Annotated in this window: 22 protein-coding genes; 13 read left to right on the top strand and 9 right to left on the bottom strand. The window is 61.3% G+C overall.

Features of this window, described 5'->3' with window-relative positions; all coding sequences use genetic code 11:
* Positions 1–93 precede the first annotated feature (93 nt).
* From ACZ3GY_RS09340 to ACZ3GY_RS09375, 8 genes are read left to right on the top strand one after another with little or no spacing between them, the layout of a single operon-like run.
* The gene (locus tag ACZ3GY_RS09340) at positions 94–1,281 is read left to right on the top strand and encodes a PepSY-associated TM helix domain-containing protein (RefSeq protein ID WP_463564503.1); all 1,188 of its coding nucleotides are present in this window, start codon (positions 94–96) and stop codon (positions 1,279–1,281) included.
* The gene (locus tag ACZ3GY_RS09345) at positions 1,278–1,820 is read left to right on the top strand and encodes a PA2404 family protein (RefSeq protein ID WP_465909776.1); all 543 of its coding nucleotides are present in this window, start codon (positions 1,278–1,280) and stop codon (positions 1,818–1,820) included. Before ACZ3GY_RS09340 ends, ACZ3GY_RS09345 begins: the two co-directional genes overlap by 4 nt.
* Entirely contained in the window at positions 1,820–2,146 is a 327-nt protein-coding gene (locus ACZ3GY_RS09350; protein WP_465909777.1) for a hypothetical protein, read from the top strand. The genes ACZ3GY_RS09345 and ACZ3GY_RS09350 overlap by 1 nt, the downstream gene beginning before the upstream one ends.
* Positions 2,143–2,709, top strand: coding sequence for a DUF6162 family protein (locus tag ACZ3GY_RS09355; RefSeq protein WP_465909778.1), 567 nt, complete (start codon positions 2,143–2,145; stop codon positions 2,707–2,709). The genes ACZ3GY_RS09350 and ACZ3GY_RS09355 overlap by 4 nt, the downstream gene beginning before the upstream one ends.
* Positions 2,710–2,745: 36 nt before the next feature.
* Complete coding sequence (locus tag ACZ3GY_RS09360) at positions 2,746–3,678, top strand: metal ABC transporter substrate-binding protein (RefSeq protein ID WP_463564499.1); 933 nt, start codon at positions 2,746–2,748, stop codon at positions 3,676–3,678.
* Positions 3,675–4,430, top strand: a complete 756-nt coding sequence (locus tag ACZ3GY_RS09365) for a metal ABC transporter ATP-binding protein (RefSeq protein ID WP_465909779.1) — start codon at positions 3,675–3,677, stop codon at positions 4,428–4,430. Before ACZ3GY_RS09360 ends, ACZ3GY_RS09365 begins: the two co-directional genes overlap by 4 nt.
* Positions 4,427–5,329, top strand: a complete 903-nt coding sequence (locus ACZ3GY_RS09370) for a metal ABC transporter permease (RefSeq protein ID WP_225831547.1) — start codon at positions 4,427–4,429, stop codon at positions 5,327–5,329. The genes ACZ3GY_RS09365 and ACZ3GY_RS09370 overlap by 4 nt, the downstream gene beginning before the upstream one ends.
* Entirely contained in the window at positions 5,326–6,213 is an 888-nt protein-coding gene (locus ACZ3GY_RS09375) for a metal ABC transporter solute-binding protein, Zn/Mn family (protein ID WP_465909780.1), read from the top strand. Before ACZ3GY_RS09370 ends, ACZ3GY_RS09375 begins: the two co-directional genes overlap by 4 nt.
* Positions 6,214–6,530: 317 nt before the next feature.
* Here the strand turns inward: ACZ3GY_RS09375 and epsC are convergent, their stop codons facing one another.
* From epsC to ACZ3GY_RS09395, 4 genes are all read right to left on the bottom strand, one after another.
* Positions 6,531–7,493, bottom strand: a complete 963-nt coding sequence (gene epsC, locus ACZ3GY_RS09380) for a serine O-acetyltransferase EpsC (protein WP_465909781.1) — start codon at positions 7,491–7,493, stop codon at positions 6,531–6,533.
* 123 nt (positions 7,494–7,616) lie between these two features.
* The gene (gene treS, locus ACZ3GY_RS09385; RefSeq protein ID WP_465909783.1) at positions 7,617–9,692 is read right to left on the bottom strand and encodes a maltose alpha-D-glucosyltransferase; all 2,076 of its coding nucleotides are present in this window, start codon (positions 9,690–9,692) and stop codon (positions 7,617–7,619) included.
* Between the two features lie 139 nt (positions 9,693–9,831).
* Positions 9,832–10,188 carry a c-type cytochrome gene (locus ACZ3GY_RS09390; protein WP_465909784.1) on the bottom strand — a complete coding sequence of 119 codons (357 nt, stop codon included), beginning with the start codon at positions 10,186–10,188 and terminating at the stop codon, positions 9,832–9,834.
* Between the two features lie 155 nt (positions 10,189–10,343).
* The gene (locus tag ACZ3GY_RS09395; protein WP_465909785.1) at positions 10,344–11,231 is read right to left on the bottom strand and encodes an NAD(P)/FAD-dependent oxidoreductase; all 888 of its coding nucleotides are present in this window, start codon (positions 11,229–11,231) and stop codon (positions 10,344–10,346) included.
* A gap of 145 nt (positions 11,232–11,376) precedes the next feature.
* On the opposite strand from ACZ3GY_RS09395, the gene ACZ3GY_RS09400 reads away from it, so the two are divergent.
* On the top strand, positions 11,377–11,826 hold the full coding sequence (locus tag ACZ3GY_RS09400) for an Rrf2 family transcriptional regulator (RefSeq protein ID WP_465909786.1): 450 nt from the start codon (positions 11,377–11,379) through the stop codon (positions 11,824–11,826).
* 16 nt (positions 11,827–11,842) lie between these two features.
* On the opposite strand, the gene ACZ3GY_RS09405 is transcribed toward ACZ3GY_RS09400, so the two are convergent.
* Both ACZ3GY_RS09405 and ACZ3GY_RS09410 read right to left on the bottom strand, forming a co-directional pair.
* On the bottom strand, positions 11,843–12,244 hold the full coding sequence (locus ACZ3GY_RS09405) for a hypothetical protein (protein ID WP_465909787.1): 402 nt from the start codon (positions 12,242–12,244) through the stop codon (positions 11,843–11,845).
* 69 nt (positions 12,245–12,313) lie between these two features.
* On the bottom strand, positions 12,314–13,951 hold the full coding sequence (locus ACZ3GY_RS09410) for a methyl-accepting chemotaxis protein (protein ID WP_465909788.1): 1,638 nt from the start codon (positions 13,949–13,951) through the stop codon (positions 12,314–12,316).
* Between the two features lie 341 nt (positions 13,952–14,292).
* Between ACZ3GY_RS09410 and pgm the strand changes: the two genes are divergently transcribed.
* Positions 14,293–15,957 carry a phosphoglucomutase (alpha-D-glucose-1,6-bisphosphate-dependent) gene (gene pgm, locus ACZ3GY_RS09415; RefSeq protein WP_465909789.1) on the top strand — a complete coding sequence of 555 codons (1,665 nt, stop codon included), beginning with the start codon at positions 14,293–14,295 and terminating at the stop codon, positions 15,955–15,957.
* 141 nt (positions 15,958–16,098) lie between these two features.
* Here pgm and ACZ3GY_RS09420 read toward each other — a convergent pair whose 3' ends face one another.
* Positions 16,099–16,449, bottom strand: coding sequence for a hypothetical protein (locus tag ACZ3GY_RS09420; protein ID WP_463564488.1), 351 nt, complete (start codon positions 16,447–16,449; stop codon positions 16,099–16,101).
* A gap of 246 nt (positions 16,450–16,695) precedes the next feature.
* Between ACZ3GY_RS09420 and ACZ3GY_RS09425 the strand changes: the two genes are divergently transcribed.
* From ACZ3GY_RS09425 to ACZ3GY_RS09435, 3 genes are all read left to right on the top strand, one after another.
* Entirely contained in the window at positions 16,696–17,256 is a 561-nt protein-coding gene (locus ACZ3GY_RS09425; RefSeq protein WP_465909790.1) for a cysteine hydrolase family protein, read from the top strand.
* A 79-nt stretch (positions 17,257–17,335) separates the two neighbouring features.
* Positions 17,336–17,677 carry a hypothetical protein gene (locus tag ACZ3GY_RS09430; protein ID WP_463564486.1) on the top strand — a complete coding sequence of 114 codons (342 nt, stop codon included), beginning with the start codon at positions 17,336–17,338 and terminating at the stop codon, positions 17,675–17,677.
* Entirely contained in the window at positions 17,674–18,099 is a 426-nt protein-coding gene (locus ACZ3GY_RS09435) for a hypothetical protein (RefSeq protein WP_465909792.1), read from the top strand. The genes ACZ3GY_RS09430 and ACZ3GY_RS09435 overlap by 4 nt, the downstream gene beginning before the upstream one ends.
* A 42-nt stretch (positions 18,100–18,141) precedes the next feature.
* Here ACZ3GY_RS09435 and ACZ3GY_RS09440 read toward each other — a convergent pair whose 3' ends face one another.
* Positions 18,142–19,416 (bottom strand): glucarate dehydratase family protein, encoded by a 1,275-nt coding sequence (locus ACZ3GY_RS09440; RefSeq protein ID WP_465909793.1) that lies wholly within the window; start codon positions 19,414–19,416, stop codon positions 18,142–18,144.
* Positions 19,417–19,478: 62 nt separating this feature from the next.
* Positions 19,479–20,834: an MFS transporter gene (locus ACZ3GY_RS09445; protein ID WP_465909794.1), complete on the bottom strand. Its 1,356-nt coding sequence runs from the start codon at positions 20,832–20,834 to the stop codon at positions 19,479–19,481.
* Between the last annotated feature and the right edge of the window lie 95 nt (positions 20,835–20,929).

The raw sequence follows: 20,929 nt of genomic DNA on the forward strand, positions 1-20,929 counted from the left end.
CCGTAAGGCAGGCGGGGTTTCGTCCGTTAATAAAAGTGCCTTTTTTCGCTGCTCCGCCCAGTGACTCATGGCCTTTCACAAGACTGATATTCCATGTCCAAGAAGTCGCGTTCAAAAATCTGGTTTCTCGTCCACAGCTGGCTCGCACTGCCCATCTGGTTCTTCGTGCTGATCGTCTGCGTCACCGGCACCCTGGCAGTGGTCAGCCAGGAAATTGTCTGGCTGGCCAACCCGGACGTACGCGCCACCAAACCGTCGGACGACGCAGAACTGATGACCTTTGGCGAAGTGCTGGCGGCGATCAACAAGGCCGAGCCGCAGACCATCGTGCAATCCATCAGCCGGCCGGACGAATCCCACTTTGCGCTTACCGCCAGGGTCGCCTACCCGGACGGCAGCACGCCGACGCTGTACGTCAATCCGTACACCGGCGACATCCAGGGCGTCAGTCCACAGTTCGACTTCCGCCAGTTCACCCGCGCCCTGCACGGCTGGTGGCTGGTGCCCTTCACCAATGGTTTCAGCTGGGGCTGGTACCTGGTGTCGATGATGGGCATCCCCATGCTGCTGTCGCTGATCACCGGCCTGGTGGTCTACAAGAAATTCTGGAAAGGCTTCTTCAAACCGCGTTTGCGCTTCAACCAGGGTGCGCGGATCTTCTGGGGCGACTTTCACCGCCTGAGCGGTATCTGGTCGATCTGGTTCATCGCCGTGGTGTCGATCACTGGCATCTGGTTCCTGATCCAGGCGATCCTGTTCGACAACCAGATTTCCATCTCGACCGAGGGCGTGCCTGCCGTGGTCGCACGTGAAGACGTGCCCAATGTCAGACCCGGCGAGCCGATCCCCATGATCGGTCTGGACGAAGCAGCGCAGATTGCCATCAGCAAGGTGCCGAGCCTGGACGTGAGCTTCACCCGTTTGCCGAGCAACGCCTACGACCACATATCCGTGAGCGGTCGCGGCTGGTACCCGCTGATGTTCCAGAGCGCCTCCATCAACCCTTACACAGGCGAAGTGGCGCAACAGCGCCTGCTGGAAGATCGCTCCAAACTGGAGTTCGTCACCGAATCCATGCGCCCGCTGCACACCGGCGACTTCGGCGGCATCTGGATCAAGATGATCTGGTTCTTCTTCGGCCTGATGCTCAGCATGATGGTACTTAGCGGCCTGCTGATCTGGACAAAACGCACCGCCCAGGCCACCGCCAAGGTGATCAAGCGGCCGGCCCGCAGCCGAGCAACCAATACCAGCAGCGACAACACGGAGGTGAAGGCATGAGCAAGGCCGTTGCCGCACAACCCGCCTCGCCCCTCAGCCGCCTCTGGTACAAGTGGCGCTTCCACATCAACATCCTGCTGGTGCTCATCCCGCTGGGGTTCATGCCCAAGTACTTCGCAGATGTCGCGCTGTTCACCGGCACCAGCGGCCTGGGCGAACGCATGATCGGTGAAGTGGCGGTGGGTCCCTGGTCGATCCGTCTGGCCGAATTTCGTGCTGGCCCACCAGAGCTCGATGGCCCAGCCGGTTACATGAAATCCTTCAATGCCGCGCTGTGCACCGAATGCGCCAGCCAGGTCAAGGCCACTTACCTGCGCATCGGTAAACCACGCAGCTTGCGCGCCGCGGGTGGCATATTCTTCGGTAGCGCCCACCGCATGGGAGCCACTGTGCCATTGCCAGCCCGTACCAAGCCCGACGCCGAACTGTGGATCACCATGGAGGGCTGGGATGGCTCCATGCACCAAGCTGCCGTGCCGCTCGAGCAGGCGTCCCCGTCCACCGTCGCCTGGCTGAAGAAACAACAAGGAGGCAAATAATGATCAACTCTAAATCCCTACGTCTGGCCGCAGGCGTCGCCCTGCTCTCGCTCAGCGGTGTAGCCCTGGCGCACAACCCGATGTGCCAGTGCGAAGACATCGATGCCGAGAACATCCGCTGCACCGGCGGTTTTTCCGATGGTAGCGGAGCTGCCGGCGTGACCCTGGACGTGATCGGCTACGACGAAAGCATCCTGGTACCTGGCAAGTTGGCCGAAGACTCGACCATCACCTTCAAGCGCCCCGAGGGCGAGTTCTACGTGCTGTTCGATGCGGGCCCCGGCCACATCGTGGAAATCGACCACACAGAAATCGAGGCCCCATGACGGTTCAGGTCGTACGCCCCGCTGGTGCCGGTCATGAAACCCTCTACGTACTGCTGCTGTGCCTGGTCATCCTGCTGGCCGCCGGCTCGGTAGTGGCCTGGCATGGCGAGACGGAAAGCGAAACCAGCATCGAGAGCCATCAGATTGATGCCCGCCGTGATCTCACCGCCGCCGAACAGGGCATCTACGCCGACCTACGCGTGGCCGCTGACGAGATCCGCATCCGCCGTGACGAAGAGCAGGCGCTGCTGAGCCCCGCCGAGCTGGCCGACGAAGGCTTTCCGCCGTTCGCCGCCGATGCCAGCGCGACTAGCCGTGGCAGCCACCAATGGCAATTGCTGCCCAGTGACGAGGCGTCCTATTTCGGTGCCAGCCAGGTTCTGGACGTAGCCGGTTCGATGCTCATGCTGGTCGACGCCGAGCACGAGCAGGCCGACGTCTGGCTCAACCGTACCAGCACCAGAGCGCCTTCCAGTCTGGACGCGCAAAGCCTGATCACTGCCGGCTGGCAGCAGATCGCCTCCCAGTACGACGCAGGTGTGACCCGGCAACATCGCCACTGATCACCTCCGATTCACCCGACAGAAGACCGCCCGCCAATGCCCATTTTTCGCCCCTCCCGCGCACGTCCCCTGCTGTCACGCCTGACCATCGGCCTGTCCGCCCTGCTGTTGCTCGGTGCTGCCAGCGCCGCTGATGCCAAGCTGCGTATCGGCATCACCCTGCACCCCTATTACAGCTACGTGAGCAACATCGTCGGCGACAAGGCCGAAGTGGTGCCGCTGATTCCGGCCGGTTTCAATCCCCATGCCTACGAGCCACGCTCGGAAGACATCAAGCGCATCGGCTCTCTGGACGTGGTGGTGCTCAACGGCGTCGGCCATGACGACTTTGCCGACCGTATGATCGCCGCCAGCGAGAAACCGGACATCGAGGTCATCGAGGCCAACGCCAACGTGCCGCTGCTGGCTGCCACCGGCATCGCCGCACGCGGCGCCGGCAAGGTGGTCAACCCGCACACCTTCCTGTCGATCAGCGCCTCCATCGCGCAGATCAACAATATTGCCCGTGAGCTGGGCAAACTCGATCCGGACAATGCCAAGACCTACACGCAGAACGCCCGCGCCTACGGCAAACGCCTGCGCCAGCTGCGCGCCGATGCCCTCGCCCAGTTGACCGAGGCGCCGAACGCCGACCTGCGCGTGGCCACCGTACACGCGGCCTACGACTACCTGCTGCGCGAATTCGGCCTGGAAGTCACCGCGGTGGTGGAGCCGGCACACGGCATCGAGCCGAGCCCGAGCCAGTTGAAGAAGACCATCGACCAGCTGCGTGAACTGGACGTGAAAGTGATCTTCTCCGAACTGGACTTCCCGTCCACCTACGTCGACACCATCCAGCGCGAGTCGGGCGTCAAGCTTTACCCGCTCTCACACATTTCCTACGGCGAATACAGCGCCGAGAAGTACGAGAAGGAAATGACCAACAACATGAACACCGTGGTGCGCGCTATTCAGGACGCCGGCAAATGACCGTGGCCGAAAACCTGAGCGTGACCGCTATCGGCCCGACTATCGACTTCGAGCAGGTCAGCCTGGTGCTGGGCCGCACGAAAATCCTCGAGAATGTCAGTTTTCAGGTCAAGCCAGGCAGTGTGCATGCGCTGGTCGGCCCCAACGGCGGCGGCAAGAGCTCACTGATCAAGACCCTGCTCGGCCAGATGCCCCACCAGGGCAAACTCAGCCTGGAGTGGCCAGGCGCCGTCGGCACCATCGGCTATGTGCCTCAAGCCTTGGAGTTCGACCGTGGCCTGCCAATGACTGTGGACGACTTCATGGCCGCCATGTGCCAGCGCCGCCCGGCCTTTCTCGGCCTGTCGAAACACTACGCCAAGGACATCAATGAGGCCCTGGAGCGGGTCGGCATGCTGGAAAAGCGCAAGCGACGCATGGGCGCGCTGTCCGGTGGCGAGCGCCAGCGCGTGCTGCTGGCCCAAGGGTTGATTCCAGCGCCGCAACTGCTGGTACTCGACGAGCCGATGTCGGCGCTGGACGAAGCCGGCATTCAGGTCTTCGAACGCCTGCTCGGTGATTGGCGCCGCGCCGGCATCAGCGTCCTGTGGATCGAGCACGACCTGGAAGCGGTCAAGCGCCTGGCCGATCGCGTAACGGGGCTTAGCCGCCGCGTGCTGTTCGACGCACCGTCCGCTGAAGCCTTGACCCCAGAGCGCCTGCTCAGCCTGTTCTCCACCCATGTACGCGCTGCGGAGACCTCGCCGTTATGATCGACTACGAACAGTTCCGCATGATGATTCAGGGCTGGGCGTCCGCCGGCTATCTACCTGAAGCACTGGTCTATGGTTTCGTCATCAATGCCCTGCTCGCCGGCTTGCTGATCGGCCCGGTACTGGGCGGCCTCGGCACCCTGGTGGTGGTCAAGCGTTTCGCCTTCTTCTCCGAAGCGGTCGGCCACGCGGCACTCACCGGTGTGGCCATCGGCATCCTGCTCGGCGAGCCCTACACCGGCCCTTACGGCGCCCTGTTCGGCTACGCCCTGCTGTTCGGTATCCTGCTCAACTACCTGCGCAACCGCACCGGTCTGGCCCCGGACACCCTGATCGGCGTGTTCCTTTCCGTGTCCCTGGCCATGGGCGCCAGCCTGCTGCTGATTCTCGCCGGGCGCATCAACGTGCACATTCTGGAGAACGTGCTGTTCGGCTCGGTACTGACGGTCAATGGCACCGACCTGCTGGTTCTGCTGGTGGTCGGCTCGCTGGTCATGGCCCTGGCGTTGCCGCTGTACAACCGCATCATGCTGGCCAGCTTCAACCCGCAACTGGCGGCCGTGCGCGGCGTGGCCGTGAAGACCCTGGATTACCTGTTCGTGATCCTGGTGACGCTTATTACCGTAGCTGCGGTCAAGGTGATCGGCGCCATTCTGGTCGGTGCCCTGCTGGTCATTCCGGCTGCAGCGGCGCGACTCCTCAGCCAGTCACTGAAAGGTTTTTTCTGGCTCTCGGTGCTGATCGCCACCGTCAGCACACTGCTCGGCATACTCATGCCCATCTTGCTGGATCTGCCGATCCCCTCCGGTGCCGCAATCATCATGATCGCCGGCATCGCCTTCGCCCTCGCCGCCATCGCGCGCGGCGTCGTACCAAGCTTGAAAGGGAACCTGGGATGACCCATCGACTCCATCAATTCGGCCTCGCCCTGCTCCTCAGCCTGCCCGGCCTCGCCCTGGCCAAGGACGTCAGCGTCCTGGTCTCGCAACCCATCACCTTCGGCCTTGCCAGCGATCTGCTGGAAGGCACCGCCGTGCGCATCGAACGCGCCGCCCCCGCTAACCTTCCGGCCAGCCGCCAGGTGTCGTATTTCGCTGGCCGTGGCGCTGCTGCGCTGCAGAAGGTCGCAGCGGATGCCGACGCAGCCATTGGCCTGCGCTCGCTGTGGTCGGAAGACCCGCTCTACCCTATGGCCCGGCGCAGCAATATCCGCATCGTCGAAATCGACGCGGCGCGTCCGGTGGACGGTGCCCTGCCCGGCATCGCTACCCAGGCCGAAAGCGCGGACGACAACGACCTGGCCGGCCACCCGTGGCTGGCGATCAATAATATGGGGCGTATGGCCGACGTGATGGCTGCCGACCTGGTACGCCTCGCACCAGACGCCAAAGGCAAGGTCGAGCAGAACCTAGCCACCATCAAGCAGCGGCTGCTCAAGCTCAATGCACACAGCGAGGCCGAACTGGCCAAGGCCGACAACCTGTCGGTCTACAGCCTGACCAATCGCCTGGATTATCTGGTCAGTGGCCTCAACCTGGATCTGGTCAGCAGCGACAGCCGTGATGACCGCGAATGGGATGCGGAGTCCCTGAAAGCGCTGACCAGCGCCTTGAAGGAAGACGACGTAGCGCTGGTCCTGCACCACCGTCAACCGCCTCAGCCGGTAGCGGATGCGGTCAAGGCCGCCGGCATTCCCCTGCTGGTGCTGGAAACCGAAAGCGACGATCCGCTGGCTGAGCTGGAAAGTAACGTCGATAGCCTGGTGAAAGCCCTGACGCAGTAACAACCTGTCGAAAGCGGCAGCGCTGAAAATAGCGCTGCAACGAAAAGGCCCGCTGCATATGCAGCGGGCCTTTTCTTTTGATTCGGGCAAATGGGCTGTACGGATTACCGTTCAAGCCCCGGTCTTGCCGCAAGCAAGCGGTTACAGCTCGGTTGCATCTTCAGCGAACTCGGGCACGTCCTGTTCCAGGGCGCGGGACTCGAGCAACTCTTCCTGATAATCATCCATCTCTCTTCTCCTTTCTTTTCTCTTTGGTCTCGCAGCGAGTCTATGAAATTTGCGTGACTATCCTGTGACACAGATCAAGCCATGTCAGTTCAGCATTCACGTTGCTGAGCGCTGGCCTGAGACACATTACTCCCAGGCTCGACACTGCGGGTGAGCCAGACGTTACCGCCGATTACCGAGCCCTTGCCGATGGTGATGCGGCCCAGAATGGTGGCGCCGGCATAGATCACCACATCGTCTTCGACGATCGGGTGGCGCGGCTGGCCCTTGTGCAACTGCCCGCTTTCGTCACTGGTGAAGCGCTTGGCGCCTAGGGTAACGGCCTGGTAGATACGCACATGATTGCCGATGATCGCGGTCTCGCCGATCACCACACCCGTGCCATGGTCGATGAAGAAGCTGTGGCCGATCTGCGCACCCGGATGGATGTCGATGCCAGTGGCGCCGTGGGCGGTTTCTGCGGCGATGCGCGCCAGCAGCGGCAAACCTGTGCGGTACAAATGATGAGCCAGACGGTGATAGATCACCGCCAGCACGCCGGGGTAACAGAGCAGCACCTCGTCTACGCTGCGCGCCGCCGGGTCGCCGTTGAAAGCAGCCACCACATCCTGATCGAGTAGCCGGCGCAGCGCCGGCAACGCCGCGGCAAAATCACGAACGATAGCAACCGATTGCTGATCAACCCGTTCTACGCCCTCGCCACGCTGACGCGCGGCATAACGCAGTTCCAGGCGAACCTGCGCGACCAAGCTATTGAGTGCGCGATCCAGCGTGTGACCAACGTAATAGTCCTCGCTTTCCTCACGTAGCTCAGGCGGCCCAAGGCGCATTGGAAACAATGCACCGCACAGCCCGCTAAGCACTGCGGCAACCGCCTGCCGTGACGGCAGCTCACGACCGCCCAGCTCAGGATCGCGCCCTGAACGATTACGCCATTCGGCACGCGCGGCACGCAGCCCCTCGACAGTTTGCTCAAGCTGCCAGTTGATCGAATGGGAAGAGCACTCTGCCTCGGTGCCACCGACACTGCTGGTGGCAAACTCGCTGTTCATTGAAACCTCAACTCGGCTGCGACCAGCCTCTTGGCCAGCCCTTGTGATACCGACGATAAGGCGCGAGCGGGCGCGCCCTCAAATATCCAATGATTATGTGCTTAGCCCTAGAAGGAATAAGCATCAGTGATCCAGCGGCGTAATCCCCGGTGCCATGCTGGCGATACGTAGCGCCAGGCCCTCATACGGTTCGAGCTGGATATGCAGTTGCCCGTCAGCAGACAGATCGCCGATCAGCCGCTCATGGATGATATCCACCACCGGCCCCGGCTCGACCTGCTCCAGGGTGATCACCTCGCTTAGCGCCTCGGCACCAAAATTCAGCGCCGTGACCTGAATGCCACGCCCGGCTGGCAGCTCGTGCACCATGATCAACAGCGCCGGATGGTTAGTCACCGGCACAGCGATTTGCCGGCTGGACGCCACGCCATGGGAACGCCGCGCTGCGAACATGCGCCGCGCCTGGGAGGCGAACGACTGCGGATCGAGCAGTTGCTCACTGAGGCTGCCATACAGCTGACGGGCACGCGGCAGGCCCTCGGCGGAAAGCTCCGACTCAGCGTCCAGATCGACCAGGTCATAGCCACCACGGTTGATCCAGCGCGTGTCGCCATCGGCAACCAGCTCGGCCACCTGTTCTGGATCGAGCGGCAATGCACCGACCAGATCCCAACCGGACAAGGCAACCACCCCCGGCTGCATGGCGTTGAACATCAGCAGAAGCAGATGCACGCGGCGAATCTGCTCGATGTCGGCATCGGTAATGGCATTCAGATCACGGATGCCCAGCGCCGCGGTGATGATACTCACCGTGGTGCAGGCAACACCGTTGGTAACGAACTTCAGGTTATAAGGCGCATGTTCGCCGGTCAGGCGCTCGTACATCTCGCCGCGAATGTGCTCGCGCAAGATGCTGCCAGGCAGGCTCTGCCCACGGAACACATAGGTATCGTTGGCGTGCAGCGTCCAGAAATGCACCAGTTCCAGGGTCAGTTCGTCGTGGTTCTGCAGCGCGTGGATCAGCGACGCAGGGTCGATGCCGAAATCGTGCATCTGCTGCATCATCAGACGCAGGAACTCCACCTCACCAGTCAGCAGCGCGTGCTGGTAAGCCGGTCGGGTGATGAAGTCGTAAGACAGATCCGCGCCGCCCTGGGACATCGCAGCGATATCATCCAGGGTCAGGTTCAATTCCTGGAAGCTGAACGCCCCGGCCTTGCGGATCATGCCGGCAAGCAGCTGGTTACCGGTCAGCGACAGTGGATGGCTTTCCGACCAGGCGTTGCCATGGCTGCGCCGCTCGACACCGAGGAAGCCGTTGGCGTCCAGGCGCAGTACCCGCGAACCAATCACGTCGATGGCATGCAGCGACTCGCCCGTAACCAGTTGCTGGGCAGCAAAAGTTGGATCCAGCCAGTTGAGCGAGGGCTGGCCCTCTTTGAAATAGTGCAGGTACACCCAGCGCCGCACCTTGCCGTCCACGCCGGTAATCTCGCCCGTAGCACTCCAGTCGGTTTCCTTGACGCCCGGCTCGAAGAAGATCACCCGCTGCAATTGGCCGACGATGTAATGCTTGTCACGCAGGGCATCGACCACCACCGGCGAGAGGTTCACCGAGTCACGGCCTTCGGGAAGCGGCGGCAGCAACGCCCAATCGGCTTCGGCAATCTCCACCATGTGATAGAGGCCGGGGTAATCGCCATAGGCCATTTCTGCCAGACGAAAATCCGCCCCCTTGCCGGTGTGCGACGGAATCGAGTCATCAATGGTGACCGCATTGTGCGCAGCCGCCACACGGCTCAGGTGAACCAGTTGTTCTTCGCTGCCGTACTGCGGGTCGATCTCCAGGCTGATGCGGTCGAAGTTGCCATCCACGGTTGGCGTGTATTCACGCCCCTGCAAGCCGCCTGCACGCCGCAGCGGCCCGGTATGGATGCCCTGCACGCCCAGCTCGGAGAGCGCGGCCCACAGGCGTTCATCGCCGAGCGCCTGAAGCACAGAGCCGTCTGGCGCGGTAATGATCGACGCCGGATAGACAGCCAGCCACACCGAAGCGACTGCAGTGACGCTACGTGGGCGGGCCAGCGCATAGGGTTGCTGCCACAGCCGCGCTTGCCCCGAATAGAGACGCGTACGCTGGCGGGCCGCATGCAGCATGGACTGCTCGACCAACCAGTTGATCTGTTCTTCGTCTGCCATAGCGATCCCGAGAGTTGAGAGGGCGGATCACGAACGGCCAGGCCGTCCGCCGGTTGAAAAGTCTGTGTATTTTCAGAACCGGCATGCGGGGCTTCGTTCAGACTGAATGGCTGACGCGCGGCATAAGAGCGCCTAGGCGCTAATGTTTTTGGTGAGACTCGAGGTAGAGCAACAGGTTGTCGATTTTCTGCTGATCGCCAATGCCCCAGAAGCGCATCTTGTTGCCGGGCACGACCTCGTCGGAATCCTTGATGAAGGCGCTGAGGGTTTCTCGACTCCAGACCACGCTGGAGTCCTTCATGGCCGGCGAATAGCGGTAGTCGCTCGTCGACCCGGCCTCACGGCCAACGATGCCGTTGAGCTGCGGGCCAAAGGCTGCACGGGCGCCTGGCCCAACATTGTGGCAATTGCCACAGTTGCGCTTGAACAACGCCTCACCTGCGGCGATATCCGCTTCGGCATGAGCCAGGCCTGCGGCGCACAGCAAGGCAGCCACTGCGAGCAAGCAGTGGCTGACAAGACGTTGGAGAGTTCGGTAGCGAGTGGCTTTATTGAGACGGAAACCAGGCATCTGCACGGGACAATTCGGTCATGGCAAAGGAACCGCCAGTATGCCTCAGCGCTGGAGCCGATTCATTGATCTGCGCCCCTCTAGCGGAAGATCAGCGACTGATGAGCGCCCGCCCCTGCCCTTGCGCCGGTTCCTACCGCCAATGCCACGGAGCCCGCTGCCAGGGCTGCGTCGCCGCATGCGAATACACCCGGCACGCTGGTTTCTTGCGTCTCGGACGTTTGCAGATACGGGCCCATCGGGCCATCGGCAAGCGTGCAACCCAACTGCTCGGCCAGCGGACTGTTCTGGTGGGTACGTGGCATCACGAACAGGCCGTCAAGGGCAACGCTGCGGCCATCGGCCAGGTTGATATCGACCCGCTCGCCGCTGATCGACCTCACCCGCTCCGGCTCAACCACCACGCCTCGGTTTGCCAGCTGTTCGAGTTGCTCGGTGTCGGGGGCAAAGACACCATTGGTGAAAAATGTCGTGCTACCCCAGTCAGGCAACATCATTGCGTGGTGTATCGACATTGGCGAGACGGCCAGTACGCCGATGCGGCCCTGATCGAGCTCATAACCATGGCAGTAGGGACAATGAAAAACACTGCGTCCCCAGCGCTCGACCAGACCGTCGATGGCCGGCAGTTCGTCACGCACGCCACTGGCTAGCACCAGACGCCGCCCGGACTGCGTTTGCCCGTTGGCCAGCGTCACCTCAAAGGCGTCGCTGCCACCACGCACCTCGGCCGCTTCACCGACCAGCCAGGTCACGTTCGGGTAGTCCATCAGCTCGGCGCGGCCATCGGCAGCAATGTCTGCAGGCGGTCGTCCATCCTGGCCAAGAAAACCATGGGAATGGCTGGCGAAGCGATTGCGCCGCACGCCGCCGTCGATCACCAGCACCCGACGGCGCGCGCGTGCCAGCTGTAGTCCCGCGGACAAGCCGGCATAGCTGCCGCCAATAATGATTGCGTCATAACTCATGGCATCACTCCTCCATGCCGAGCCCGGTTAAGCCCAGGCCATCACGAAACACCATAAGTTACGTAACGTGATCACGTCAACTCTCGTAACTTTACTCATTACGAACCATACTTCCGTATCAACGCCGCTCTACCTCGAGATGCTCATGAGAAACGACACCCGCTTGTCACGCATGCTGCACGTGCTGATCCATATGGATCGCCATGAGCAGCGCACCACGTCGGAAACCATCGCCAGGATGCTGGAAACCAATCCCGTGGTAGTGCGCCGAACCATGGGCCTGCTGCGCGACAAGGGATACGTGACCTCGGACAAGGGCCACAACGGCGGCTGGGCGCTGGCCAAGCCATTGGCGGATATCACTCTGCTGGATATTCACGAGGCACTGGGCACCCAGTCGATCTTCAGTATCGGCCTGGCCACTGAACACCCTCAGTGCCTGGTTGAACAAGCGGTCAACAGCGCCCTGGCTCAAGCCTTCGACGAGGCACAGGCACTACTGTTGCAACGGTTATCGATGATTACCGTGGCCGCTCTGGCCGCTGATTTCGACGCGCGCTATCAGGCGCTGGGGGCGGACTGCCGAAACCTTTAGGCGTCTGCCGTGGAATTCAAAGATCGCGAAACAGATCGTTGGCGTTGAGCAGCGCGTAGGCGATTTCCGGGCGCCGCTCCAGGCCCCGGCGAATGGCCGCTGGAATGGCTTGGCGAGTTTTGCGGCACAGGCCGGGAAAGGTCGTCACCTCAATGGCAATCCCGCGCATGCTGCGCACTTCATTGAAGCCGGGAGCGACTTCTACGCGAATGCCCAGTTGCTCGAACATACGCTGCTGCATACGCTCGAGGTCTTCCAGGCTGGCAAGATTTTCCAGACGCTCGAGCAGGCGTTTCTCCTCTGTCTTGGTCAGCATCAGGATGCGCTGATCGCCGCTGGCAGTTTCCAGCAGTTGTTCACGCTCGCAGTCGCAAGCGCCAGGCGGACAGGGATGGCGGATCGGCGTCGATAGGCTCATGGCCTGCATCATAGCCAGGCTAGCGGCTCATTGACCATGGTCACTGAGCCGCTAGCCCGCTCACTCATGTCACGCACTCAACTTGAATCGGCCTACCAGCGTATTGAGCCCCTGCGCCAGACGAGCCAACTCGCTGCACGCCGCTGCAGTCTGGTCGGCGCCGGAAGCGCTCTGGATCGACAGATCGCGAATGCTCACCAGGTTGCGGTCGACCTCACGGGCCACATGGGCCTGCTGTTCCGAAGCGGTGGCGATCTGCAGGTTGCGCTCGTTGATCATGCCGATGGAGTCGACAATCTGCCCCAAGGCGTTGCGCGCCTCATCGGCGACCTGCAGGGTATTAGTCGCCTCCTGACTGCTGGTACGCATGGTTTGCACAGCCTTCTCGGTGCCGGCCTGAATTGCGGCGATCATCTGTTCGATTTCCTGGGTAGAAGCAGAAGTACGGTGGGCCAGGCCACGCACTTCGTCCGCCACTACAGCAAAACCACGGCCATGGTCACCTGCCCGCGCGGCCTCGATGGCCGCGTTGAGTGCAAGCAGGTTGGTCTGCTCGGCGACGTTGCGAATCACGTCGAGCACCTTGCTGATATCACGCGCCTGATTGGCAAGCCCCTGAACCTGATCGGATGCCTCAACCACATTGCCCGACAACTGACGAATCGCCGCCACCGTGCGCGCCACATGCTGGTTACCGGCATTCGCCGATAGGGTCGAATCGCGCGCTGCATCAGAGGCGCCACTGGCATTGCGCGATACCTCTTCGACCGCCGCACTCATCTCGGTAACTGCGGTGGCGGCCTGGTCGATCTCGGCATTCTGGCTCTGCAAACCGCGAGTGCTCTCCTCCGTCACCGAGGCCATTTCCTCTGCAGCCGCGGCCAGTTGCGTGGACGAATCACTGATCTGGCGAATCGCCTCGTTGAGGTTCTTCTGCATGGTCGCCTGGGCGGCCAGCAGCCGCCCCGCTTCGTCCTTGCCGCTGACTTGAACGGTGCGGGTCAGGTCACCGGAGGCGATGGTCTCGGCGCTGACCAGTGCTTCGTTGATCGGCGCGGCGATAGAGCGCGTCAGCAAGGTTGCCAGCAACACCGTCAGCAAAACAGCGACGGAGATCGTCACCACCACGCCGGTACGCCCATGTTCATAGGTTTTACTGGCGGTAAGCCCTGCCTGTTTGGCGCCCTGCATGTTGTAGGCAGTCAGTTCGTCAAGCTGCTGCTGAAGAGCAGTGCCGTCATTGCGCACCTGGCCGTTAGCCAGATCAAGGGCTTGCTGGATCTGCGTCTGGTGCAGCAGGTCAACGATCTGCTGCTGACCGCTCAGATAGGTTTGCGTACTGGCGCGTACATGCTCGAAAAGGGTTCGCTCGGCAGGGCTAGAAACCAGGTGATCGCCATACTGCTGCAGCGCCTGCTGGAGGGCTGTACGGTAGTTTTGCGCAGCACTTTCATCGATCGATTTCTGCCCGGTGCTTTCACCAACAGCCAGTAGCCTCAGGGTTTCCAAGCGAATGTTAAGTAGATCCTTCTGCATCTCGCTGGTGGCCTGGATGCTGACCATCCAGTTGGCTTCTATATCCTGCTCGGCCTCATACAGGTCACCCAACTTGAACAGCGAGAACGTCCCCAATACCACGACCAGTAAGGTAATGAGGGCGAAACAAAAAGCGGCACGGGGGGCGATATTGAAATTGCGAAGGTTCATGGCGGCACCGGATGACTAGAGCGTTTTAACCAACCACTCCTTGTCGGCCCTGCAAGACACGCCCCCTATATTTTTGCAGAGGCTTAACAGCAAGATAGCAAAGTGACAGCATTGCGCTCATGAACAAAATCTATCGCCGACAGACGGAATATTCGGGTATCTGCAACCGCCCTGAATCGCGCCCCCAGCGAAGGCGCTGGCGATTTATTCTGCAGTCTTTATCATCCGCGACCATGAGTATGGGGAACTCCAGGCCACTGCTGTGGTGTCGAACCCCGAGTCCGATGCCTCGCGTGCTGCGATAGCCGCCTGGCCCCTTCATCCCATCAAAGGAACGATTGATGAGCATCCACAGCACTGCGGGACGCCTTCCCGACGAGCACAGCCTGGCCAATCTGCCGCGCCTGGTATCCCGCTATTACAGCGAACGTCCGGACCCGAGCGACCCCGCACAGCAGGTGGCGTTCGGCACCTCGGGCCACCGCGGCTCGTCCCTGAAGAACAGCTTCAACGAATGGCACATCCTTGCCGTGACCCAGGCGATCTGCGATTACCGCAATGGCCAAGGTATCGACGGCCCGCTGTTCATCGGCATGGACACCCACGCGCTTTCCGAGCCCGCGTTCGTCTCGGCGCTGGAAGTACTGGCTGCCAACCGTATCGAAACCCGTATCGATGCAGGCTGTAGTGAAACCGCTGGCGAGCCCGGCTACACGCCGACCCCGGCGATCTCCAAGGCGATCCTTGATTACAACAGGGGACGCAGAAGCGGCCTGGCCGATGGCATCGTTATCACCCCATCGCACAACCCGCCTGCCGACGGCGGCTTCAAGTACAACGCAACGAACGGCGGCCCGGCTGACACCGGCGTCACCAAGTGGATTCAGGAACGCGCCAACGAACTGCTGGTGGCAGGCCTCAAGGGTGTGCAGCGCATCGACTACGCCAGCGCCCTGAAGGCGCCGACCACCCAGCGTTACGACTTTATCGAGAATTACGTCGGCGACCTCGAGCAGGTGCTCGATCTGCAGGCAATTCGCGGCTCGGGCCTGAAGTTCGCGGTCGACCCGCTGGGCGGCGCCGGCGTGCATTACTGGACGCGCATCGCCGAGCGCTTCGGCCTGCCGCTGGAGGTGCTGTCGACCCGCGTCGACCCGACCTTCCGCTTCATGCGCGTGGACTGGGACGGCAAGATCCGCATGGACTGCAGCTCGCCCTATGCCATGGCCGGGCTGATCGAAAACAAGGATCGCTTCGACGTCTCCTTCGCCTGTGATACCGACCACGACCGCCACGGTATCGTCGCCCGCTCGGTGGGCCTGCTCAATCCCAACCATTATTTGGCAGTGGCCATCGAGTACCTGTTCACTCACCGTCCGCAGTGGTCGGCTCAGGCCTCTATCGGCAAGACATTGGTGTCTTCCTCGATGATCGACCGCGTTGCCCAGGGCATCGGCCGTAACGTGGTGGAAGTGCCAGTGGGCTTCAAATGGTTCGTCGACGGGTTGGTCGAGGGCAATTTCGGCTTTGGTGGCGAGGAATCCGCCGGGGCTTCGTTCCTGCGCAAGGACGGCAGCGCGTGGTCTACCGACAAGGACGGCATCATCCTCGGCCTGCTGGCTGCGGAAATCACCGCGGTGACCGGCAAAGATCCAGGCGAGCGCTATCAGGCGCTGACCGAACGCTTCGGTGCTCCCGTCTACCAACGTATCGACGCACCGGCCGACCGTGAGCAGAAAGCCCGCCTAGGCAAGCTGTCGGCCTCCCAAGTGACCGCCAGTGAGCTGGCTGGCCAGCCGATTACCGCGATTCTCACCGAAGCACCGGGCAACGGTGCAGCCATTGGCGGGCTGAAAGTGGTCACCGACAACGGCTGGTTCGCCGCTCGCCCCTCCGGCACCGAGGACGTTTACAAGATCTATGCCGAAAGCTTCGAGGGCGATGCTCACCTGAAACGCATTCAGGAAGAAGCCAAGGCGCTGGTCGACAGCGTGCTGGCCGGCTGAACCCATGCAGCCGGCGCCCTGGCAAGAGAGCGCCGGCCCCACATGCCTTGCCGTCCTTACCGTGCAGGACATGGAAAATCTTTACTGCAAACCGCAAAAAGCCCCGCATTAGCGAGGCTTTTGGGTGTTATGGCTGCCTTATTAGGCAGTAGCGCGGTAGCCACCGTCACGCGTACGACGTGCCCACATCATCTTGGCGGCAGTCGGGTTGATTGGCGCACCGGTAAAGGTTGGCAGCGTGCGGTCGATCCACTGAGCACCCTGGCCTTTCCAATTGATTTCGCCGCTGACCAGTTTGTTGTCACGCATGATTTCATGCAGCAAAGCCTTGACGCGGACTTCACAAAATACGGTCTGACGGTCGATTGCCTTTACGAATACCACTTCATCGTCCTTACGCAACGTCATCAGCAACATCCCGTCAGGGCGCTTCTTGAAATCGACTACGTGATCCGGGAGATTTTCGATTAGCTGCTGGATGGCGTATTGCATGGCTCGTACCCTCTATGTGGCGTTTCTTTATAAGAGGGATATTGCAGAGTGCATGCCAGCTTCTGATAAAAAATAAGTCACTGATTTTAAAGGATTATTTTTATTTAAAAATCAATTGAACTATGCATCCTGCACGGTAACCATGATTCGGTCGTGCAAGATGCAATATCTGATCGGATGCCCTACCAGCTATAGATAGAAAAGCTGGCCAGAAGTGCCCCGTTACCCTTAAAGGAGGCTTCACCCATGCCGTTACCGGCTCTGATCATCATCGATATGCAACGCGGCATGCTCGAGGCGGCTGCCGGGCAGCGCAACAATCCTGATGCGCCAGCCCGTGTTGCTGAACTCTTGCAGGCCTGGCGCGAGGCGCAAGCGCCGATCGTGCACGTTCGCCATATTTCAAGGGCGACTGGCTCACTGTTTGCGCCTGGGCAGTTTGGCGTTGAGTTCCAGCCAGCGCTGCAACCACAATCAAACGAGCACGTAGTCGAGAAGAACGTACCTGATGCCTTCATCAACTCCGGGCTGGAGCGCTGGTTGCGGGTAAGGGGGATCGAATCACTGGTGATAGTCGGCGTCAGTACCAACAACTCCGTGGAAGGCACGGCGCGCTCGGCCGGCAACCTGGGCTTCACCACCCACGTGGCTGCAGATGGCTGCTTCGCGTTCGCGAAGAGCGACTACAGTGGTGTGGCACGTAGCGCAGAGGAAGTGCATTGCATGGCACTGGCGAATTTGCAGGGTGAATATGCGACCGTCATCGACGGCAAAAAAGCACAGCAGTTGCTACAGGCAAATGAATAGGCAAAATAGCGCGATGGAGCGAGCCGTGCCAACGTTCGACTCGCCCGTCATGACAACAACCGGATAAGGAGTGTCGGAATTGACCAGGAAAACCTACGCAGCGCTGACCCTGACCGCATTGCTTTGCGCCCCCGCAACCCATGCAGAAGAGTTGCAGCGCCCCAGCAGCGAGGAAGCCACAGCGGCATTTCTGGAGATGATGCAAATGCCAGAGCTCGCCGGAACGACCACCGCCAAGCTGGGAACCTGTATCCCGGCCGTAGAGGCTGAGCATCCAGGGCAGATCGCCTGTGGCGTGTTGATGGTCATGGGCGCGGGCACCAGTGAGACTCAGGCGGACTTCTATCGCCAGGGACAGAAATGGGTGGCGCAACCAAGCGTCTCGCAGGACAAGTTGCCGTTCCCGGATCCTGCTTTTTGAAAACCGCAGCCATTTCATTCACAGCAGGGGTCGCCATGTCAGCGTCTGCATCAGGACAGCTTGAAGAAGGACAGGTCTGGCACTACCAGACGCGCGCGGGGGAAGAGTCTTCACAGCTCTATATCGTGCAGATCGACCCGCACGAAAAACTCGGGCCGATCTATCACATTGCCCTGGACGGCCTGAACCTCAGGAACCCGCACATCGAAGGTGGTCTGCAGACCGACCTGCCCCACCTTCCCATCGACGAGGCGGCATTGCAGAGCAGCGTGACGCGGATGATCGGCTCGGGAGCACCCATGCCCGATATTTCCGAGGGCTACGGCCACTGGAAAGCCGCGTTCGACGCGGACGAAGGTGGTATTTTCACCATCCCTGTCGCGCAAGCGGTGGAGTACATCGAAAAAGCCGTGAACCAGTAGCAAAACCGCATGGCTTCAATGCAGAAGCCATGCGCAGCTACTTTAGAAGCGCGGCTTGAGTGCTTTCCAGCTCGGGTCGTACTTCTGCATCTGGGTCACGTCATTGCGCGAGCGGATGCCGCAGGTCAGGTACTGGTCATTGAGTTTGGCCAGCTGATCGTAATCCAGCTCGACACCCAGCCCAGGGGTTCGGGTGAGCTTCACGCAGCCATCGACGATCAGCAGCTTGCCGCCCTTGATCACCTCTTCATCCGGCTCCTGCCACGGGTAATGGGTGTCGCAGGCGTAGGCCAGGTTCGGCACGGCGGCCGCCACGTGGGTCATGGCCATCAGGCTGATGCCCAGATGCGAGTTCGAGTGCATCGATACGCCCAGGCCGAAGGTGTAGCACATGCGGGCGAGGATCTGCGTATCACGCAGGCCGCCCCAGTAGTGGTGATCGGCGAGCACGATCTGCACACTGTTCAGCGCCACACTGCGGCGAAACTCGTCGAAATCGGTGACCACCATATTGGTCGCCAGGGGAATGCCGGTGCGCTTGTGCACCTCGGCCATGCCTTCCAGCCCGGGACACGGGTCTTCGTAATACTGCAGGTCATCGCCCATCAGCTCGGCCATGCGCAGTGAGGTTTCCACCGACCAGTTGCCATTGGGGTCGATGCGCAGCGGCGTGTCCGGGAAGGCCTGGCGCAGCGCCTTGATGCAGGCGACCTCGTGTTCCGGGCCGAGCAAGGTGCCGGCCTTGAGCTTGATGCTCTTGAAGCCGTTCTCCTCGATCATGGTGCGTGCCTGGGCCACGATCTGCTCGGGGCTGATGCCCTCCCCCCAGCGATCCGGCTTGTAGGGCGAGCCCACATGCTCGGCGTACTTGAGGAACAGATAGGCGCTGAACGGCACTTCGTCACGCACCGCGCCACCCAGTAGATCGACCAGAGGCATACCCAACGAACGCGCCTGGAGATCGAGAAACGCCACTTCGAAGGCCGAGTAGGCGTTCGCCACCTGCTTGCTCGGGTGCGAGCCAGGGGCCAGCTCGGCGCCAGCAGTGCCTGGCTTCAACGCGGCGACGGTTTTCACCACACGGGCACGCAGACCATTGAGGTCGAACGGATCGAGCCCGACCAGCGACGCCTGCATGGCCTGCAACACGCTGAGCACCGGGGCATCGCCGTAGCTTTCACCCAGGCCGATGTAGCCGTTGTCACTTTCCACTTCGATGATCGAACGCAGGGCGTAAGGTTCGTGAATGCCGCTGGCGTTGAGCAGCGGTGCGTCACGGAACGCAATCGGCGTTACGCGTACGTGTTTGATCCTCATGATTGGAACTCCTTAAATCTCGAAAGATTGCTGCGCCGGCCGTACCGGCGCATGTGCTTTTCTCAGGCTGGCGATGCAGCCGGTTTGGGGCTCACTCCATTGTCCTTGCCTTTGGCTCCCTTGCTGGTCTTGGTCATAAATACCAGGATGCCGGCGATCAACGAGACCACGGCCAGACCGATCAGGCCGCCTTCGATGGAGCCGGTGTGCTCTTCGAGGTAACCGAAGGTGGCCGGGGCCACGAAGCCGCCCAGGCTGCCCACCGAGTTGATCAGGGCAATCACTGCTGCAGCGATACGCGCATCCAGGTACGCCTGGGGAATCGGCCAGAACAGCGAGGACGCCGCCTTGAAGCCGATGGCCGCGAAGCAGATGGCGATAAAGGAGAAGATCGGCCCACCGGTGGTGGACATGAACAGCCCGAACGCAGCGATCACGAACGCTGCCGAGGCCCAGGCCTGCTGCCATTTGTAGCGCGCTGCCAGGCTGGCGAAGGCGTACATGGCGGCCACCGAGATGATCCACGGCACCGAGTTGAACAGGCCGACCTGCATATCATCCAGCCCGCCCATGGAGCGGATGATGCTCGGCAGCCAGAAGGTGCAGCCGTAGATGGTCAGCGAGATCGAGAAGTACAGGAAACAGAACAGCATGATCTGCGGGTCGCGCAGCAGCTTGAACACCGAGTGCTTGACCGCGCCGGTCTCCCCCGCTGCCAGTTGGCGCTGACGCTGTTCTTCATCGATGCAGTCGGTCAGGGCCTGGCTTTCCTCACGGGTCAGCCATTTGGCGTCCTTGGGCAGCGAATCCAGCCAGAACCAGACGAAGCCGCAGAGCACTACCGAGAACATGCCCTCGATGAAGAACATCCACTGCCAGCCTTTCATGCCCAGGCCTTCGATTTGCAGGAGCAGACCGGACAGCGGGCCCGAGAGGATCGACGCGATGGCCGAGCCACTGAGGAAGATGGCCATAGCCTTGCCACGCTCACCGGCGGGCAGCCATTTAGTGAAGTAGTACACCACGCCCGGGAAGAAACCGGCCTCGGCGACGCCGAGCAGGAAGCGCAGGATGTAGAACCAGGTTTCGTTGGGCACGAACGCCATCGCGGTGGCGACGATGCCCCAGGTGAACATGATGCGGGTCAGCCACACCTTGGCGCCGTAGCGCTGCAGGAGCATGTTCGACGGCACTTCGAACAGCGCGTAGCCGATGAAGAACAGGCCGGCACCCAAGCCGTAGGCCGCGGCACCGATACCCAGATCGGTTTCCAGGTGGCTGCGGACGAAGCCGATGTTCACCCGGTCGATGTAGTTGACGATGAACATGACCACGAACAGCGGCAGCACGTGGCGTTTCACTTTCGAGACCGCGCGGGCGACAACCTGCGGGTCGGCGGAACTCTGGACGTTATTCAATTGGGGCGACTCCCGATCATTGTTTTTGTGGGATGCGCCGATCATGTACGCGGGCATTGATCCCGTCTAATCTAGATTGGTATTCGATTGATACC

This window comes from Pseudomonas sp. PME37.24/006, from assembly GCF_055556635.1.

Bases quoted from the DNA above. Each gene is read 5' to 3' on its own strand.
- ACZ3GY_RS09340 (WP_463564503.1), top strand. From the start codon at position 94: ATGTCCAAGAAGTCGCGTTCAAAAATCTGGTTTCTCGTCCACAGCTGG.
- ACZ3GY_RS09345 (WP_465909776.1), top strand. From the start codon at position 1,278: ATGAGCAAGGCCGTTGCCGCACAACCCGCCTCGCCCCTCAGCCGCCTC.
- ACZ3GY_RS09350 (WP_465909777.1), top strand. From the start codon at position 1,820: ATGATCAACTCTAAATCCCTACGTCTGGCCGCAGGCGTCGCCCTGCTC.
- ACZ3GY_RS09355 (WP_465909778.1), top strand. From the start codon at position 2,143: ATGACGGTTCAGGTCGTACGCCCCGCTGGTGCCGGTCATGAAACCCTC.
- ACZ3GY_RS09360 (WP_463564499.1), top strand. From the start codon at position 2,746: ATGCCCATTTTTCGCCCCTCCCGCGCACGTCCCCTGCTGTCACGCCTG.
- ACZ3GY_RS09365 (WP_465909779.1), top strand. From the start codon at position 3,675: ATGACCGTGGCCGAAAACCTGAGCGTGACCGCTATCGGCCCGACTATC.
- ACZ3GY_RS09370 (WP_225831547.1), top strand. From the start codon at position 4,427: ATGATCGACTACGAACAGTTCCGCATGATGATTCAGGGCTGGGCGTCC.
- ACZ3GY_RS09375 (WP_465909780.1), top strand. From the start codon at position 5,326: ATGACCCATCGACTCCATCAATTCGGCCTCGCCCTGCTCCTCAGCCTG.
- epsC (WP_465909781.1), bottom strand. From the start codon at position 7,493: ATGAACAGCGAGTTTGCCACCAGCAGTGTCGGTGGCACCGAGGCAGAG.
- treS (WP_465909783.1), bottom strand. From the start codon at position 9,692: ATGGCAGACGAAGAACAGATCAACTGGTTGGTCGAGCAGTCCATGCTG.
- ACZ3GY_RS09395 (WP_465909785.1), bottom strand. From the start codon at position 11,231: ATGAGTTATGACGCAATCATTATTGGCGGCAGCTATGCCGGCTTGTCC.
- ACZ3GY_RS09400 (WP_465909786.1), top strand. From the start codon at position 11,377: ATGAGAAACGACACCCGCTTGTCACGCATGCTGCACGTGCTGATCCAT.
- ACZ3GY_RS09405 (WP_465909787.1), bottom strand. From the start codon at position 12,244: ATGAGCCTATCGACGCCGATCCGCCATCCCTGTCCGCCTGGCGCTTGC.
- ACZ3GY_RS09410 (WP_465909788.1), bottom strand. From the start codon at position 13,951: ATGAACCTTCGCAATTTCAATATCGCCCCCCGTGCCGCTTTTTGTTTC.
- pgm (WP_465909789.1), top strand. From the start codon at position 14,293: ATGAGCATCCACAGCACTGCGGGACGCCTTCCCGACGAGCACAGCCTG.
- ACZ3GY_RS09420 (WP_463564488.1), bottom strand. From the start codon at position 16,449: ATGCAATACGCCATCCAGCAGCTAATCGAAAATCTCCCGGATCACGTA.
- ACZ3GY_RS09425 (WP_465909790.1), top strand. From the start codon at position 16,696: ATGCCGTTACCGGCTCTGATCATCATCGATATGCAACGCGGCATGCTC.
- ACZ3GY_RS09440 (WP_465909793.1), bottom strand. From the start codon at position 19,416: ATGAGGATCAAACACGTACGCGTAACGCCGATTGCGTTCCGTGACGCA.